The 15,410-nt window shown below is 59.0% G+C and carries 14 protein-coding genes, 2 pseudogenes and 1 other annotated feature; of the genes and pseudogenes, 9 read left to right on the top strand and 7 right to left on the bottom strand.

Translation table 11 applies throughout. The features are described from left to right. Window positions 1-95: pseudogene (locus FXB41_RS41850) on the bottom strand (BadF/BadG/BcrA/BcrD ATPase family protein); the annotation flags it as partial. Between the two features lie 91 nt (window positions 96-186). On the opposite strand from FXB41_RS41850, the gene FXB41_RS41330 reads away from it, so the two are divergent. Both FXB41_RS41330 and FXB41_RS41325 read left to right on the top strand, forming a co-directional pair. Then, window positions 187-465 carry a hypothetical protein gene (locus FXB41_RS41330; protein ID WP_246649565.1) on the top strand — a complete coding sequence of 93 codons (279 nt, stop codon included), beginning with the start codon at window positions 187-189 and terminating at the stop codon, window positions 463-465. Window positions 466-507: 42 nt separating this feature from the next. After that, window positions 508-1,026: a hypothetical protein gene (locus tag FXB41_RS41325; RefSeq protein ID WP_246649564.1), complete on the top strand. Its 519-nt coding sequence runs from the start codon at window positions 508-510 to the stop codon at window positions 1,024-1,026. 1,142 nt (window positions 1,027-2,168) lie between these two features. On the opposite strand, the gene FXB41_RS41320 is transcribed toward FXB41_RS41325, so the two are convergent. After that, entirely contained in the window at window positions 2,169-2,573 is a 405-nt protein-coding gene (locus FXB41_RS41320) for an alpha/beta fold hydrolase (RefSeq protein WP_246649563.1), read from the bottom strand. Between the two features lie 247 nt (window positions 2,574-2,820). On the opposite strand from FXB41_RS41320, the gene FXB41_RS38990 reads away from it, so the two are divergent. Beyond that, window positions 2,821-3,417: a phasin family protein gene (locus FXB41_RS38990; RefSeq protein ID WP_219685531.1), complete on the top strand. Its 597-nt coding sequence runs from the start codon at window positions 2,821-2,823 to the stop codon at window positions 3,415-3,417. 887 nt (window positions 3,418-4,304) lie between these two features. Then, window positions 4,305-4,811 (top strand): response regulator transcription factor, encoded by a 507-nt coding sequence (locus FXB41_RS38985; protein WP_219685530.1) that lies wholly within the window; start codon window positions 4,305-4,307, stop codon window positions 4,809-4,811. Between the two features lie 124 nt (window positions 4,812-4,935). On the opposite strand, the gene FXB41_RS38980 is transcribed toward FXB41_RS38985, so the two are convergent. Further along, window positions 4,936-5,700: an outer membrane protein gene (locus tag FXB41_RS38980; protein ID WP_007601711.1), complete on the bottom strand. Its 765-nt coding sequence runs from the start codon at window positions 5,698-5,700 to the stop codon at window positions 4,936-4,938. Between the two features lie 1,672 nt (window positions 5,701-7,372). Between FXB41_RS38980 and FXB41_RS38970 the strand changes: the two genes are divergently transcribed. The 3 genes from FXB41_RS38970 (at window position 7,373) to FXB41_RS38960 (ending at window position 9,251) form a co-directional block, all read left to right on the top strand. After that, window positions 7,373-7,522: a hypothetical protein gene (locus tag FXB41_RS38970; RefSeq protein WP_219685529.1), complete on the top strand. Its 150-nt coding sequence runs from the start codon at window positions 7,373-7,375 to the stop codon at window positions 7,520-7,522. A 650-nt stretch (window positions 7,523-8,172) separates the two neighbouring features. Next, on the top strand, window positions 8,173-8,502 hold the full coding sequence (locus tag FXB41_RS38965; RefSeq protein ID WP_219685528.1) for a PilZ domain-containing protein: 330 nt from the start codon (window positions 8,173-8,175) through the stop codon (window positions 8,500-8,502). 446 nt (window positions 8,503-8,948) lie between these two features. Next, the gene (locus FXB41_RS38960) at window positions 8,949-9,251 is read left to right on the top strand and encodes an H-NS histone family protein (protein ID WP_157158489.1); all 303 of its coding nucleotides are present in this window, start codon (window positions 8,949-8,951) and stop codon (window positions 9,249-9,251) included. A 617-nt stretch (window positions 9,252-9,868) separates the two neighbouring features. Here FXB41_RS38960 and FXB41_RS38955 read toward each other — a convergent pair. From FXB41_RS38955 to FXB41_RS41625, 3 genes are all read right to left on the bottom strand, one after another. Further along, window positions 9,869-10,636 carry a ThuA domain-containing protein gene (locus tag FXB41_RS38955; protein ID WP_311985952.1) on the bottom strand — a complete coding sequence of 256 codons (768 nt, stop codon included), beginning with the start codon at window positions 10,634-10,636 and terminating at the stop codon, window positions 9,869-9,871. A 430-nt stretch (window positions 10,637-11,066) separates the two neighbouring features. Further along, a complete protein-coding gene (locus FXB41_RS41630) occupies window positions 11,067-11,375 on the bottom strand; it encodes a hypothetical protein (RefSeq protein ID WP_311985951.1) in 309 nt (102 codons plus the stop codon). A 32-nt stretch (window positions 11,376-11,407) separates the two neighbouring features. Further along, the gene (locus tag FXB41_RS41625) at window positions 11,408-11,878 is read right to left on the bottom strand and encodes a VCBS domain-containing protein (protein ID WP_311985950.1); all 471 of its coding nucleotides are present in this window, start codon (window positions 11,876-11,878) and stop codon (window positions 11,408-11,410) included. A 659-nt stretch (window positions 11,879-12,537) separates the two neighbouring features. Here FXB41_RS41625 and FXB41_RS38945 point away from each other — a divergent pair. After that, a complete protein-coding gene (locus FXB41_RS38945; RefSeq protein WP_246649561.1) occupies window positions 12,538-12,957 on the top strand; it encodes a phasin family protein in 420 nt (139 codons plus the stop codon). 153 nt (window positions 12,958-13,110) lie between these two features. On the opposite strand, the gene FXB41_RS38940 is transcribed toward FXB41_RS38945, so the two are convergent. Continuing rightward, window positions 13,111-13,893, bottom strand: a complete 783-nt coding sequence (locus FXB41_RS38940; RefSeq protein WP_219685526.1) for a hypothetical protein — start codon at window positions 13,891-13,893, stop codon at window positions 13,111-13,113. A 565-nt stretch (window positions 13,894-14,458) separates the two neighbouring features. Between FXB41_RS38940 and FXB41_RS38935 the strand changes: the two are divergent. Beyond that, window positions 14,459-15,410, top strand: a pseudogene (locus tag FXB41_RS38935) (IS3 family transposase); the annotation flags it as partial. Continuing rightward, window positions 14,743-14,859 (top strand) — a sequence feature (AL1L pseudoknot). Its footprint overlaps the pseudogene before it by 117 nt.

The raw sequence follows: 15,410 nt of genomic DNA, 5'->3' as shown, positions 1-15,410 counted from the left end.
GCACCGAGCAGCGTGCCATTTTCGTCCTCGATCCGGGCGCGGCAGCGAGTTCCACCGCCGTCAATGCCGAGATACGTGGTACCTTTTGTTCCCATGGAAAGTTAACGCCAAGGTTTCGCTCCGGGTCCCGCCGAAGCTGCCTGGTGTACATTTGAGGGCCTTCCACGGGAGTCGCCTCACGAGCCCGTGACTGCCATTCTCGGATCAATACAGATGGGCAACGCTGGTTATTCCGCTCCCACGATTTCCGCGCAGCACATCTTTGATGGTGCCGACATGCGCGGGCCAGGGTCGGTCAGAATCTCGCAGGGGCGGATTGAAAACATCACCTTCGGCGAGGCGGAGGCGCGCGCCTCAATCCATCTTCCCGCAGACGCGATCCTTGCACCCGGATTCATCGACATTCAGGTCAACGGAGGCGGCGGCGTTCTTCTCAACGACCAGCCGACGGAGGCTGGCGTCTGACGCATCGTTGAGGCGCACCGCAAGGCGGGGACCACCGGCTGCTTGCCGACCCTCATCACCGATCGCAGCGAGGTCATCGAGCGATTGGCTGCGGTCGGCCAGGCTTGCCTGAAGATTCCCGGCGTTCTCGGCTTTCATCTGGAAGGACCGGCCCTCAACAGGTCTCGCAAGGGCATTCATCCGGAAGCCGAGATACGCGTGCCCGATCGGCGCGATCTCGCGGCAATCAAAAGTTTTGGGGGGTGCGGCCGCTCCATGGTGACCTTGGCTCCGGAATGTGTGCCCGAGTCCATGATCGATGAATTGATCGGCGCTGGATTGCGTATCGCGGCCGGCCACAGCGACGCCACCGCAGCCGAAATCGGGCAGGCGGTCGATCGCGGTGTCTTGGGCGTGACTCATCTGTTCAATGCCATGTCGCAGTTGAGCGCCCGGGAGCCGGGCCTGGTGGGCGCCGCGCTTTGGGATGACCGGCTGTTTGCAGGGATCATCTGCGACGGCATCCACGTTGATCGCGCCGGTTTGCGCGTTGCGTTCCGCTGCAAGGGACGTGATCGATAGTGTTTGGGAAAATGGCGCGCCACCCAGAACAAAACTGCGAACTCTTATGCGATTGAAATCACCGGCGGCAGCGCCGCGGCTTGCCCGTCGCGATAACCACCATGTCCCCGTACCGCAGCGCCGGCGATGACGTGCGCGGTGAAGGTGAACGGGCGGTCCGCAAGGCGGCGGCGTGTTCTCGCGCACGCTCAAGGCGGTCCCGCTCGCACCGGAAGTGCGGAGCCTACTCGATCTCGACAAGCCGCAGGCTACGCCGTTCGAGGTGACTTTCCTCCTTCGAGCTCGACAACGGCCGCGGTTGCTTTCCATCACGAAAATTTTGTATCGCACCATGCCAGTCCTACCCAAAGGGACCGCTACCGTAATCCGATGGCGGTCTGACGTCGCGCAAAAGCGAAAGGGAGTGCAGTCGTGAGGAACCGTTGTACGCGCGGTTGAGCTCCAGGAGTAGTTGTTCTTGAGAGCTGCGGCAGGTTTGCACCTCGCGCGGACCGGGTCGTTCCCCTAGTCCGCCCCTAGCCGATCTGTAGAGCGCCGCAGAAAAAGCTGGATGTGGACCTCGAACGGACGATCAGCGGAAGCGTCTGACGCCGCGGTCCAACTTAAGAGGAGTTTGCTACCGAATTGACGGCTTGGGCAATGACGGCAGGATCTGCATACGTCACCATATGTCCAGCATTCGAAACCAGATGAAGCAGGGAGCGATGCAGCGCCTGATGTAGATTTCGCGCCTGTGTGGGTTCTATCACTTGGTCCTCTGTTCCGTGGAATATGCGTACTGGGCAGCCGATGCGTGAATAGCAAGCTTGGAATTGCACTGCAGTTGGAACGAGGAGTGCACTTTCCTCCGCAGCCGCTCTCAGTTGTTTGGGCCTGAGTGTTAGAGAAGCTGGAAATTCATTCTTGAACGTTTGCGGGACAGAACGGGGCGCGAAAATTTGCGAATGGTCCCGGGCAAGATGGCCCACGAAATGATCGGTGCGACAGTGTAACTCACCAAGTCGCCCAACACCGGTACGGCCGAACCCGACATCAGCCATACGTCCCATCGCACGGTCGGGAAGTAGTACCCGGACGCAAGCACAAGTGCCCCGGATGGGACAATCCTTTCGCAGGCTGAGAGTGATCGCGACAAGAGCGCCTCAGGAATGGCCCAGCACCACAGGATCGCGAACCCCGAGTTGATTTAGCGCCTTCGCCAGCAAAGCGGCTTGAGCTGCTGCGGTCCAGACTCGGAGCCGCGGCCGTTGACTATGCCCGAAGCCTGGACGGTCGAAGCAGACCACATGATTGCCTTGCGCAAGAAGGTCGACAAGCCCGTTAGTCGTGAAATCCTGGATCATGGATCTGTTGCCATGGAACAGCACGACGCAAGGAGCCGCAGGATCACCCCGCTCGATATAGTGGAGACGCACACCCGCGCATTCGAGGAACTTGCCGACTGGCGGATTCTTCCACTCCGCCAGTTTGGAGAAGCCGACGGTACCGATGGCGAGAAGTACGAACAGCGAAGCCGCGATGAGCAATACGGTTTCCGCAGTAGTCATGACTGAGCCTTGATGACGCGGGTTCGGCAACATCGTGAAGCCGAGCGGTGCCGGACCTATGAAGCCAATTCACAAAATAATTGGAAGTTGAAGCGCTCGTTCCTGCGCGTGATCCCGGAGCATGATTAAAGTTGCCTCGCCCCGGAACGGGCAAAAAGCGAGCACGTTTGCTTGCCTAGGATCGCACTTGTGACGGACACGCACAGGACCCGATCTCACCAACAATAACATCGATGGAGCAACAAAAATGGCCAATGCACGCCCGGAGGAAAAGCCTACTCAAAATGCTGAAGAGACAATCCGACGCGCTGGCGAAAGGAGCACTGAGCAAACCAGACGGATCGGATTAGCCGCGGCTGAGGCCGGCGAGGAGGTGGCTCAAGCTAGCAGCCATTTGCTGCAACAAAATGCCGAGATGCTGAAAAACACTTGGCGTCTTGGCGTCGACATGGCCACGGCGCTGTTGGGTCGCTCCACTGACCAGCTTGGCCGAACACTCGGTGTGACAGGTGACGAAGCGCAGCGGGCAACGGAACGCTCCGCCCGCAACGCCGAAGCCATCATGTACTCTGCCACAGCTGTCGCAAAAGGCGTGAATGGTGTCTCACGCGAGTACTTCGATTTCGTGCGACAGCAGATGGAACGGAGCATGGACCGCATGAATGAACTCTGGCGCTGCCGAACTCCTCACGATTTCGCAGCCGTGCACACCGATTTAGTGCGCGACACAATCAGTAGCGCCTTAGATAGTAGCCGTCGGATTGCCGACATGTCCCTCAAGGTGGCTGACGACGCCGGAAACCATATAAGTCAGACCGTCGAACGCATGAAGCGTGCTGCCTAGCTGGAGCTGCCGCTTCGGTGGCGCGAGCGGCCGAGCCGCTCGCGCCTTGCAGAGAACCTGCCAATGGCAACGATACTGACATTTCAAAATGGCGCTGTTTTCATAAGAACAAAGACAGCTAGACGAGGTTAGAGAGCAAACCCGCGAGGTGAGATCATGCGCCGATCAGATATGGCTTCCATCCTGCTCCTGGTCTTTGGTTTGGTGCCCGTGGCTGCCTCTGCTCAGCAAACAGCACCAGATCCCAACGAAGTCCCGGCCCAAGTCCGGCCGGAGCGACCATCACCACAGTCAGGCCAAGGCCAAACGCAAACGGCTCCCGTCCAGCCAGAGCGGACACCGCAGCAATCAGATCAAGCGCGCGACTCAGACCGTCAGAGCGCCGAGGACACACGGGTCAACCGAGATTGGACGGCCCGGCGGCAGCGTAGCGAGGATCGAATGGATATGGACCGTATGCGTCAGCGACAGATGGGCCGTATGATGGAGCAAGATGAGGATCATCGAACCACCGGCCGAAGCTGGCGTCGCAACGATGACGATATGGACCGCGGTTCTAGATATGGGTCAGCGGACCGCAGCGAAGGCCGCTACTATAACGAAATGCGGCCTCATGCTCGCGTCAAGACCTGCATTGAATATGAAAACGGCGACGAGTTCTGCCGGTACCGAGATTGAGGCGGTACTTGGAACCTGCCGCGTGCTGCCGTCGGCGTTGCCCATACGGTCCGGTGTGATCTCCTCGGCATCTTGCGGCGCAACTTGAAGCTCGGCACAAGTGTAATTCAGCACACACCTGTCGTTCGCCGCACGATCGTGGTGCGGGAGCGCGTCCAGGGAGGTGCCGGCGACCGGATCCGCTGGATCGTCTGCTCCGGTTCGCCGTGATGGCCGTGTCGGCCATAAGACGGTTAATTTTTCCTGTCGCCGATTTTGGCGAGTTGAACCGCCCTGCCAGAAATCGCGGTCCAGAGCTGCAACAGCAATTGAAGGCACTTAACTTCGCGCTACCAATCGTCTTCCTCACTGGCTACGAAGATATTCCCACCACCGTGCGGGCCATAAAAGCGGGTGGCGATGACTTCCTCACCAAGCCGGTTACACCGGAGCAGTTGCTCGGCGCCATTGAACAGGCAGTGGCCCGCCACGCAATTATGCTTAACGCGCGACGCGGGCTGCAACAGATGCAGGCGCTGCTGGCGACACTGACTGCGCGTGAACGGCAGGTATTCGAGCTTGTCGTGCGCGGAAGACTCAACAAGCAGATCGCGTCTGAATTGGGAGCGACGGAGCGGACAATCAAGGCACATCGTCATCGAGTGACGGAGAAGATGAAAGTGCGGTCTCTGGCAGAGCTGGTCACGATAGCTCAGCGGCTCGGATTGCTTGCTTAACGAATGTGGCCGCGATGAACGTGCTCTTCCAACTTAGACACCGCAAGGTAGCAAAGGCCAAGAAAATCATAACCACAAAAAAGCCCCGGCGTGCCGGGGCTTTGGTTTGTAAAGGTTGGTGCGATCAATATCTTGCCGCGACCGGTGCGCCGTATCCACCGAAGCGGTAGTTCAACCGAAGCGTGACCATATCCACATCTTGGCTGACGCCGCTGCCGGTGAGGACAAACCCTCCGGGAGTGACTACGCCTGCGAAGCCGGCATTATCACGCCCCATCCAGAGATGGTCGTATTCGATACCGAACGACCAGTTGGGCGTGAAGCCGTACTCCCAGCCCACGCCGAGGGCGCCGCCCCAGCGCGTGTGGCCAGCCGATGCCAGGCCGACCCCGGTGACGTTGTTGAATATATCGAACCGATTGCGCGTCACGGCGCCGCCGCCCTTCACGTAGAATAGCGAGGCGTTCCACGCCCAACCGAGTTGCGCCGTGAAGAGCCCGATGGCGTCAATCTTACCAGTAGTCGAAATCAATGGATCGATCAGACTGACGCGCGTGTTCTTGATTTCGGCCCAATCTCCTTGCGCTTCCAAACCGAGCACAAATTGATTGGTTTGCCAGCGGTACCCGATCTGTCCGCCAGCGAGGCCCCCGGAGCGATCCGCGCAACCACCTGCGACTGTCCCTGCGGGCGTCACGAAATCCACACAACCGTGGCTTTGCCCCCAACCGCCGTTGGCGCCGATGTAGAAACCGGTCCAATCATAGATCGGCGCGACCACCGGGGGCGGGGCCTTGACGTAAGGCTTAGCCGCCAGATCAGCCGCTGATGCAGGTGCCGCCATGCTCACGGCCAGCAAAGCCACGCCACTTAACAAAATCTTCTTCATTACTTGCGCTCCATCCACGTTTCAGCCCAAACGACGCCGGTTCTTTTGCTGTCCGGCATTCCAGCCTTAAGCTAGCTGATTCAATCAGCAGGCGGTGTGCCTAGGCTGCAACAGCCGGGAAAATTCGGCAATACGCGCGCTTTAGTTGTGTCAGGTCTATTGACCGACCAAACTAAGGAGATCCAAGTCTTCGAGGGTGCGCCCGCGGTGTGGCCAGTTGGCCCAAATGCGAAGTGCACGATCTCCCCTAGTCGGATCTATCGGGGGAAAAGCGGACGTTGCACAGAATCCGCGGCCGGGCTTACTGCGCTAGAAATCCGAATGCGACAACCAGTGCCACCATGCTTCCGAAAATTAGCAGTGCCGGGAGGGATTTTCGGGTCATTGGCCTCGTCGTATGGCGCGCAGCCGATTGACCGGGTTGAGGTCCAAGCGGTCTCTGGGACCGCACGAGTTTGCCCTCTGTCGTAGGCGTTCGAGCCTTTGGTTCCGGAGCCGCGCCTACGCGTCCCATCTCGCTGTAATAAGCGCTGTAGACCTCGCGAACGGCTAGAGCGGTGGACTCGGCCTCGCTCATTGTCTCGAGCCGAGTTTGATAATTTGTCGGAAAGCTTTGGGCGCTGGACGGCAGGTCGTCCACTCCTCCACATTCAAACGACTATCGCATTGAAGCTTCGTTCTAATTCTGGCTCGATAGTGAGTGCGCTACCGCCTACCTACGGTGCCAACCTACGGGTCATCGAAAAAACTGCCAAGACGCGCAGCATGGTGTGACAATAACGCATTTTTCTTATCGGCCTGCGACCGCGAATACCTGGAGCGATGTTGGTTCAATGCCAGCATTGGGCGAAGCTGGAGGCCGGAACGCTGGAGAGCGATGGGGTGTGAAAATGAAAGCTGCCCGCCTCAATTGGCGTAGTTGCAATGTACCGAACAACGCTCGTCGGGCGGATCAGGCTGTATGTCGAAGAGAACTTACATAATGCTTGAAGAAGTGATCAAGCTTCACTGGTTCGCCGGTATCTCGCCAGAACAGTTTTTTAACCGAGGCTGGCCGCCACCGCGAGGCGGTGGTGGCCGCCGATTAAAGTATGATCATCCGATGCTATGGCGATGACTTCGCCGTCTTCGTCCATGATTTTCATGTGCCGCCTCTAATTCAGCGCCCCGGTCAGCGCCGCCGCGATGGTGCGCAATGTATCTAACCTCTTGCGCGCTCTGGGCGTTCCAACCCATGAAGATCACAGCGGCGGCCATCTGCGGCTTTTGACGCCGGCCCTTATGCACGAGTGAACGCAGCCAGTGCGCCAGCCACTTCGCAACCCACGCCGGTTCGGCGCGCGGATGATGCGTCGGCTGGGAACAGTGTCAGGTTTATCGCTTGGCAGTCATCAGTCCCTTTCAACTCTTGCGACCTACGATCACCGAGCTGGACGTTTTCGGCAGGGAGACTGCGACTGTAACCGACAACAATGCCGACCTTTCGAGGGAGTTTGCCACTCTTCGAAAGCATGGCGACCGCAGCAAGGCCCTGGCGGGGGTGCAGCAATGAGCGAGGTTGTCCAATTCCCCGGAGCCCAGCTGCCTGCCGCCGGGTATTCCGAAGAGCATATCGAAACTCCACTCGCTGGCGTTCCGTGATTTGGAAGGACGGATTTCCGACTGCGAGAGCATGGCCCAGATCGCCGCGCAACTGATATGCAAGCACGCCAGCGGTTACGGCAAGCTCGTCTTTGCGGTGTGCAACACGGGACGAATGCTGAAGGCGCTCATGGCCGACTACTATGCCGCTTGGCACAACGAAAAGCCGATCGAGCCATGAAGCGCCGGCAGCGAATGAAGAAGCGCGACCGGCAGCGGCTGAGGACGCATCGCCGAAAGGGGCCACGTTTTGCGGCTAGAAAACAAACCGCCGCTGTCGCCGTAATCGGCGACGCATCGCCGAGACACCTGTGACTTTTGAACGTTTGCCGACTTTTCGTTCCTCGGCTTGCTCAACCCGGCTGCGAAGGTTCTGAAGCTCTGTCAGCTGAGATCTTAGAAACCAAACGCGTTCGTGCAGAACCGTCATGCGGTTGTGCCCCTGACCACGCCTACTCATCAACGCCCCTTATTATGAATATTTAAAAACCACCGTTGTCAGGCCGAGAGACATAAAATGATCTATTAAGTTCAACTAATAGTAGCTCAGGTTTGTGAAAGTGCTGTGAAATACTTCACTTTCGCGGAAAAAGACGTGTCCTTGAGCGGTTTCATTTGCTTGTAAGGTGGGCACCAACGTCGGCGGATTAACCACGCGGTCTGGTTTAATTTTAATGAGACAATAATACTGCTTGTTACCCTGGGCCGTGCAGATCAACGTGCAGATATTGCCGTTTTCCGGGCTCGGCGGGATCGGAAAACGTAGAGGTGCAATCGCGATCGCTGCGATCGCTCGATTGGAAGTTACCTCTTCATTTGGAGAATCTCGCCATGGTCGAACGTCGGGCAATGGAGCGGATACCGATCAAGCGGGCGGCGCGGCTATCGTTTGGTGGATTGAGTGGGACCCATCCGTGCGTGGTGCGCGACATCAGCACCCTGGGAGCCTGCATCTCCACGCCGTACTACATATTCGCCAGCGAATTTGCGCTATCGTTCGACGAACATTCCGAAACCTTCACCTGCCGCGTCATGTGGAGGAAGGAGACACTTTGCGGCGTGTGCTTCGTCCTGCGCCGCAGCTCGCCGAAATTGGCGAATGATTGCAGCAACACCACAACGTGGTGCGGCTTGACTACCAATCATGTGCTGCCGCTCTGAGCATCCTTCGCTCATGTTTCGACATAAGTCTCGCGTGCGCTGAGAAGCGATTGGATAGGGCGGCCGTTTTGGGTGTTGGCCAATCGGCAAAGTCGCGCCCCTCCACGAGGTCCGCGCACCGAGGCATGACGGACCAGATTTGCTCACGTTGAGTTTTTCGCATTCTGACCCATTGCGGGCTCCAGCGTATCGACGCGCCCTGAACGCGGGCATCGTCTTGTGTTAAATCAAGGCGTCACGATCCATTATGGTGTGTAGGCAACAAGTGCCACGCTGCTGAAGCAATGTCGCGGAACGCAGGCAGGTCGTCGCCGAAGGGTCAATTTCTCGACGAGGATCAGGCGCTAAGAAACCACAAAAAAGTTCCAATGCTGGAACCTAATTTTCCGCTGTTTCCTCCGTAAAGGGAGCAAGATATGAAACCGTCTGGGGACACCTTGGCGCAGATGTCCATCGACCAGCTTTGGGATCTCTACCGCCAGACCGAGGCCATTCTCCCAGGAAAACTTGCGGCGAAACAAAAGGCGCTAGAAGAGCGGTTGGCTAAGCTCGGCGGCGCGGTTGGGTCTCTTACGCGGCAAACTGTTCGCGCCCGACGGCGCTATCCCAAGGTCCTCCCAAAGTATCGAAACCCACTAAATGGATCGGAGACTTGGGCCGGACGTGGTAAGCAGCCTCGCTGGGTAACAAACCTGTTGAAGTCCGGAAAACGGATCGATGACTTACGTATTGATCGGACCGCGACGTAGCCCGTTCAATGCCGGCGTTGGATTTCCGCTTTCCTAACTTGCTCTCGGAGTGCTTGCACTTCGTCCCAAAGTTTTTCGAGGTCGGGTGCTGATGCGTGCTTTCGTTTCAGCCTCTCAAGCTCAGCAGCCAAGATCAGTAGATCCGGCGTAACACGCTTTTGCTTCTTTGAAGCCCGGACCTTTCGTCCCATCTGGGAACAACTCCGCAAGCACTAATCGGCCTCCCCGCACTGTAGCAAGTATTGTGCCGTGTTGGATGTATGGTGGATGAACGAGAGATCGTTCAGCTCGGCCCTATGGATCACCCCAAATGCAGCCGCGCAGGGCGCCTGCCATGTCGTCCGTGCTATGTTGCTTTCCGGGCATCGAACGGCGGCAGGATGCTTGATAGGTCGAGATAGCGATACGGCATACTGTGCGTTACCTGTGATCCGCGAGAAAGCCAGCAACGAAGGTCCGGTTCTGGCCCTAAGCCGAAGAGCAGTTCAGCCGCCGTGATGTCCGCTGTCGCTGGTGAACCGGAACGGAAGTCGCAGACCAAGACCCTCCGAACCTCTGGCACGGACACCACCCGACGAATCCGGCGGTGGCGCAAATGCGAAGTGCGGCGGCGTCTCCTAGGGCGACCTTCGCATAGACCAGAGGATAGCGTTCGTGAGGATTCGCTGGTAGCGGGCGTCCTGCCAAACTGACGGCTCGTGGCCTAGCGCCGAATAAAATACTCGTCCCTCGCCATAGAACCGGGTCCAGGTGAGAGGCCAGCCATAGAATCGTTGATGCACGCCGGTCTTGCCAAGGTCCACCGAGCTCGGGTCGAGGCGCAGGAGCACGCGTGAACCACGATAGTCGAAATCGCTGATTTGGTAGATTTCGTCCTCGACTTGCAACGAATTCCCGAGAAAAGCCACCAGGGGATCACCAGGATCAACCACCTCGATCTTCACGGCCTGATGCCAAGGATGACCATTAAAGTAGCCGCCGACCAGATCGAGATAGTCTGGCCAAGTGTAGAATGTGTCCGTCGCCGAATGAACGCCGAGGAACCCGCGGCCCGAGCGCACAAAGTTGAGAAGAGCTCTCTTTTGTGCCTCGCTCATCGGAAGTTCTCCGGTTGTGTAGAACATCACCGCCGCGTAGCGCTCGAGGTTTTCGGTAGAAAATTCGGACGTGTCTTCCGTTGGAATGACTTCAAAGACACCCGAATTGCTTCCGAGCTGGGTCAGGATTACCTTGGAAAGCGGTATGACATCATGCCGGTAGCCGGCGGAGTATGTGAAATAGAGGATGCGCTCTGGCGGACGCTCCGCATGCGCGCCGAGTGGTCGGATTGCCGCCGCGCCGCCGAGGAGCGCGATGAACTCACGTCGCCTCACAATCGCCTCCACCAAAGCCAACCAACATGTTTTGAAGAAGCCTAGCACAGATCAGCCCCGCACCGGCCTTGGGGCATCGCCCTCTGGCGTCCTATGCAACGCTGCGGGCCCATCAGCGAAGTGGCGAATCGTCTCATTAAGGTCAGCTTCGTGGGTGGAAGCGGACTGGTTTTGCTCAGGCCGGGTTCTTCGCACCTTGACCCGGAGCGGACATCGCGAATCCTGCAAGTGCTGCTCCTGTCGCCTTCCGAGTATGACCTTGGAGGTTACAATGACTCATTATTATGGTGCCTGGGAGCGGACATGAAGTAGCGCGCTTTCACGGCTCTTGATGGCCGTGCAGCTGATGGCGGTGCGGGTCCGTGAATGTGATCGGCGCAACCATGGGAGCGCCTCCGGAAAACGCCAATCCGCCCGGACGCGACGAAGGCGTCGGCGGCTCTCAGAGGATAAGATCGTGTTGGAAGGGTAGCTGTACGCCCTGGCCAGCAGCCTCCTGCTCGTCGAAACGCCAACTCTCCGGCGTCGCATCGGCCGGATGGGGCCATGCGGTCGCGGCGGAATCGTGCTCCGGATTGAGCGCGGCGACGGGGACCGAGGAAGCGACTGCCGCAGCCGTCGAGCTGGCATGCTGCAGTTCCGCACCCGCCTCGAAATGGAACGCGGGCTCGGCCCGGTTGCGAAAGCCTTGGTCGTCGGCGCCCTGGATGACCACGGTCACGATCTGCGGCGTGCCGTCGATCGTGGTCACGGTGAAGGTGTAGGTCAGCGCGTCGCAAGGTCTCAGGCCTGGACCTCCGGGTCGTCGGGGTCGAGCACGTATGTCCACGTGCCGCAGGTCGTCATCGTGAAACTGCCGTAGCCGTGGTCGCTCGCCTGCGGACATGTCGTCGCCGTGAATGTGTCGTCGGGATTATCGACGTCTTTGTCGGACAAGGTGCCGCTCGCGCGTGGGGGGTCGTCGCAGGAATTGCTTGGCTCGGTCACGCGTCCGCAAATATCGCCGCAGACGACCGCGGCCTCGTTGCTGCCCTCGATGGTGACGGTCACCGTCTGCGCCGTACCGTCCGCGGCCCTCACGGTGAAATCGTCAATCAGCGACTGACCTGCCCACCGGTAAATCGCGCGCCGGATGACGTTCAAGTCACGCCACCATCCGTCGTCGAGGGCCAAGGCGAGCAAACGATCGGCACGGCACTGGAAGATGTCTTGGCAGATGTTGTTCAGGTCACCCCGCCGCGCATTATCGAACACAACGAGGCGTCGATAACCAGATCACTCGACGGGTCGCTAGTGATGATGATGGTGCTCGTGGCACTTGGCTTTATGATGTCACTGCCATTTCGCCGTAGGCATGCCGAACGTGTCTTAGCCTTTGCCGCGATGCGCAGCTGCGAAGCGGGAGCGGACCATGCTCGCCCAGTCAACTTACGGTGTCCACCGCAAATCGAAGCCGATCCGAATTCCTTATCGAGTCTGGAAGCGTCCGTGAAAAACGTCCTCAGCACAATCAAGGAGACCGAAGCCGAGATGACTTCCTCACGGCAGCTCCGAAAGCCCGCGTGAAGCCGAGCTAGCTCCCATCTGAACTCCGCAGGTCGCCTTGAGCTGATGCAGGAACGGCCCGTTATCTTTTCGATAGGATGCGGCCCCTGAACCGGTTCGATGGCGGCGAACTCTCTCGTGCGTTATGCATCACCGAAAATGAAGGAGCGCGGTATGGATCGCAAGCACATGGAGGTGTCACCGAGAAGGCCAAGGGCACGATTAAAGAAAGAAGGTGCTGGTATCGGGCCCCGGCACCGCTGCCACTGTGAGACCACCACGGTTGAAGGGACGACGGCCGCAGGATCACGCGAAGGGAGCAGGTCTTCGACCAAAGAACGGCTGTGACATTCGGCTCTCTGACAGCAATGCGGACATCAGACCTGACCTTCGCGTACATTGAAAGCTACCAGCCGAACTTTACGCGTTCCGCGGCACAGCCACAGGGCGCACGGCCGATCAGGCAGCGGGCGACGGAACGCTCAGCCCGCAACGCCGAAACCATCATGTATTCCGCGACAGCCGTCGCTAAAGGTATGAACGGGGTTTCGCGCGAGTACTTTGAGTTCGTTCGACAACAGATTGAGCGGAGCATGGACAGAATGAATGAACTCTGGCGCTGTCGAACTCCTCACGACTTGGCAGCCGTTCAGACGGATCTAGTGCGCGACACGATCCGCAGCGCGATGGACAGCAGCCGTCGGATGGCCGACATGTCCCTCAAGGTAGTAGACGATGCGGGCGACCATATAGCTCAGAGCGTCGAACGGATGCAGCGCGCTGCGTAGCCGAGCCTCTAGGGCCACTTACGTGGGCGGCTGGATCTCGAGCCGCACACGTAAGTCGCGCGACGCTTCACCAGGTCCGCTGGCCTCGACGAGGCGGAAACGAAACCGGGCTCAGACCAAACCCAGGTCGCCATCTGAGGGTAGTGCGCTGCATTAGTGCACTGACCATGGCCATGCCAATGACGGTTGCGGTTTTTTGGCTTGCGGCGGCGCCGGCTTCTGCGTCTGGGCGACATTGGCCGACTGACGCGGACGAGGCAATGGTATTTCGGGCATCACCTTTGGTTCTCCGGAGCTCACCTCAGGCATCGCCTTTGGCGCTGAGGCGTTGGCGATGACGTGGGCGAGTTGTTCCTGGCTCGCGTTGAGTTGCTCGGTGAGTGTCTGGCTTTCGCGCGCCATCTGGATCTGGGTCGCCTTGATCTGGTCGATGGTACTGTGGTTCCGCGCCATTTCTTCCTGGCTCGCCTTGAGTTGGCTTGCGAGATTTTCATTGCCGCGGACCAATTGTTCTTGCCTCATTTCGAGCTGTTCCACCGTTTGCCTCAAGGCAGCTAAATCGCGCGCCATCGGTTGGAGCTGCTGCGCAATCTCGGAAGACACGGAAACGGCAGTCGGCGCAACGTCATTCGGCGCGGTTTGTACCGGAGGGGGCGGTACTGCGGCGACCATCATTGTCGAATCAACGGACGATGACCATCGCCACCCGACGACAGTAATCGATGCTACAAATAGCGAACCGATGAAAGCCAAATAGCGCCAACCGGCCAATCGATGACCCGTGCCCGGCGGGGCGCGTGACGTCTTCATCCTGGTCGGTCGGGCCAAAGGGCCGACTCCCTTTTCGCGGGCCAAGCTCGCCAGGCTAGAAAAATGCTCGTCCAAGCTTTTCGTGATCTGCTCTTCCGCGAGCTTGTCGCCTAACGTGGAAGCCATTTGGCGCTCCATATGAAATGCAATAGCACGCGCCGGAGAGCGATCCGCGCATCTGCGCTACGGCGAGTTAACCTTCAACGGGACGCAGATGGTTTTGAGCAGTTCCCAGGAGATGAGCATGCAGCTGCACGTCACGTCTTTTTTTTTACCAGCTCACCTCAGAGCTATACTGGCGCTTTTAACGCAGCCGAGGAGGCGAAAGTATGTTGTCGGCCGGAGAACTACGGAAGGAACCCTGACGGTTCGCCAGCGCGCTCCATGCGAGATCACGCCGGAGGGCAGTTCGTCAACACGCAGCTAGATATGGCCACAGAATGCTGTAGAGCTCCCGCTATAGAAGCAAGCTGGGAGGTTACTTATTTGCGATGCTTCGCCGCCGAGCGCCCAGCACCATGAGTACAGTAATCTCAGACAGTGCTAGCTTCCAGCCGACTCAAGATTGTGACAAGCGTGCTGAGCTCATCGTCAGTTGCTCCCCTCAAGTCATAGCTTCCGATTGAGCCGGAATGCACCATTGAACCGCCCCGGGTTTGCCGGAGGCTCCAACTCCTGAGAGGATGGAGCCATGACAAGCAAGACCACGAACAAGTTTTCGCCTGAAGTCCGCGACCGTGCGGTTCGGATGGTTCTGGATCACGCCGGCGAGCACCCGTCGCGCTGGGCGGCAGTGACCTCGATTGCGGCCAAGATCGGCTGCACACCGCAGACGCTGCATGACTGGGTCAAGAAGGCCGAGATCGACAGCGGGCAGCGGGCCGGTGTCCCGACTGAGATGGCCGAGAAGCTGAAGGCCCTGGAACGGGAGAACCGTGAGCTGCGGCAGGCCAACGAGATCCTGCGCAAGGCAAGCGCTTATTTTGCGATGGCGGAGCTCGACCGCCGGTCCAAGCCATGATCGCCTTCATCGACGATCATCGTGGGGCGCATGGGGTCGAGCCGATCTGCAAGGTGTTGCCGATCGCCCCCTCGACCTACCATGCCCATGTGGCCAAGCGGCGCGATCCCGCCAAGCTGTCGGCGCGAGCCAGGCAGGACGCCGCGCTGAAGATCGAGGTTCGGCGCGTCTTCGATGAGAACTTCTCCGTCTACGGCGCGCGCAAGGTGTGGCGGCAGCTCAAGTGAGAAGGCTTCGATGTTGCTCGTTGCACGGTGTCGCGATTGATGCAGGACATGGGTTTGCAGGGGGTTATCCGCGGCAAACCGGTTAAGACCACGATCAGCGACAAGGCCGCGCCATGCCCGCTGGATCACGTCAACCGCCAGTTCAGGGCGCCAAGGCCGAACGTCCTTTGGCTCTCCGACTTCACCTATGTCGCGACCTGGAGCGGATTCGTCTACGTCGCCGTCGTCATCGACGCCTATGCCCGCAGGATCGTGGGCTGGCGGGCCTCGCGCACGGCGCACGCCAGCTTCGTGCTCGATGCGCTGGAGCAGGCCCTGCACGATCGCCGACCGGTCCACCGCGGCGGGCTCGTGCATCATAGCGATAGGGGTAGCCAAGGCGGATTCAAACGGTC

This window comes from Bradyrhizobium canariense, from assembly GCF_019402665.1.
GTDB classification, from domain to species: Bacteria; Pseudomonadota; Alphaproteobacteria; order Rhizobiales; family Xanthobacteraceae; genus Bradyrhizobium; species Bradyrhizobium canariense.
This window is presented reverse-complemented; position numbering and strand designations above follow the sequence as displayed.

What these genes read in the sequence shown, in the direction of transcription:
- FXB41_RS38960 (WP_157158489.1), top strand. Translation starts at nt 8,949, where the DNA reads ATGTCCATCGACCAGCTTTGGGATCTCTACCGCCAGACCGAGGCCATT.
- FXB41_RS38980 (WP_007601711.1), bottom strand. Translation starts at nt 5,700, where the DNA reads ATGAAGAAGATTTTGTTAAGTGGCGTGGCTTTGCTGGCCGTGAGCATG.
- FXB41_RS38985 (WP_219685530.1), top strand. Translation starts at nt 4,305, where the DNA reads ATGGCCGTGTCGGCCATAAGACGGTTAATTTTTCCTGTCGCCGATTTT.
- FXB41_RS38945 (WP_246649561.1), top strand. Translation starts at nt 12,538, where the DNA reads ATGCGGACATCAGACCTGACCTTCGCGTACATTGAAAGCTACCAGCCG.
- FXB41_RS38965 (WP_219685528.1), top strand. Translation starts at nt 8,173, where the DNA reads ATGGTCGAACGTCGGGCAATGGAGCGGATACCGATCAAGCGGGCGGCG.
- FXB41_RS38940 (WP_219685526.1), bottom strand. Translation starts at nt 13,893, where the DNA reads ATGGCTTCCACGTTAGGCGACAAGCTCGCGGAAGAGCAGATCACGAAA.
- FXB41_RS38970 (WP_219685529.1), top strand. Translation starts at nt 7,373, where the DNA reads ATGGCCCAGATCGCCGCGCAACTGATATGCAAGCACGCCAGCGGTTAC.
- FXB41_RS41320 (WP_246649563.1), bottom strand. Translation starts at nt 2,573, where the DNA reads ATGACTACTGCGGAAACCGTATTGCTCATCGCGGCTTCGCTGTTCGTA.
- FXB41_RS38990 (WP_219685531.1), top strand. Translation starts at nt 2,821, where the DNA reads ATGGCCAATGCACGCCCGGAGGAAAAGCCTACTCAAAATGCTGAAGAG.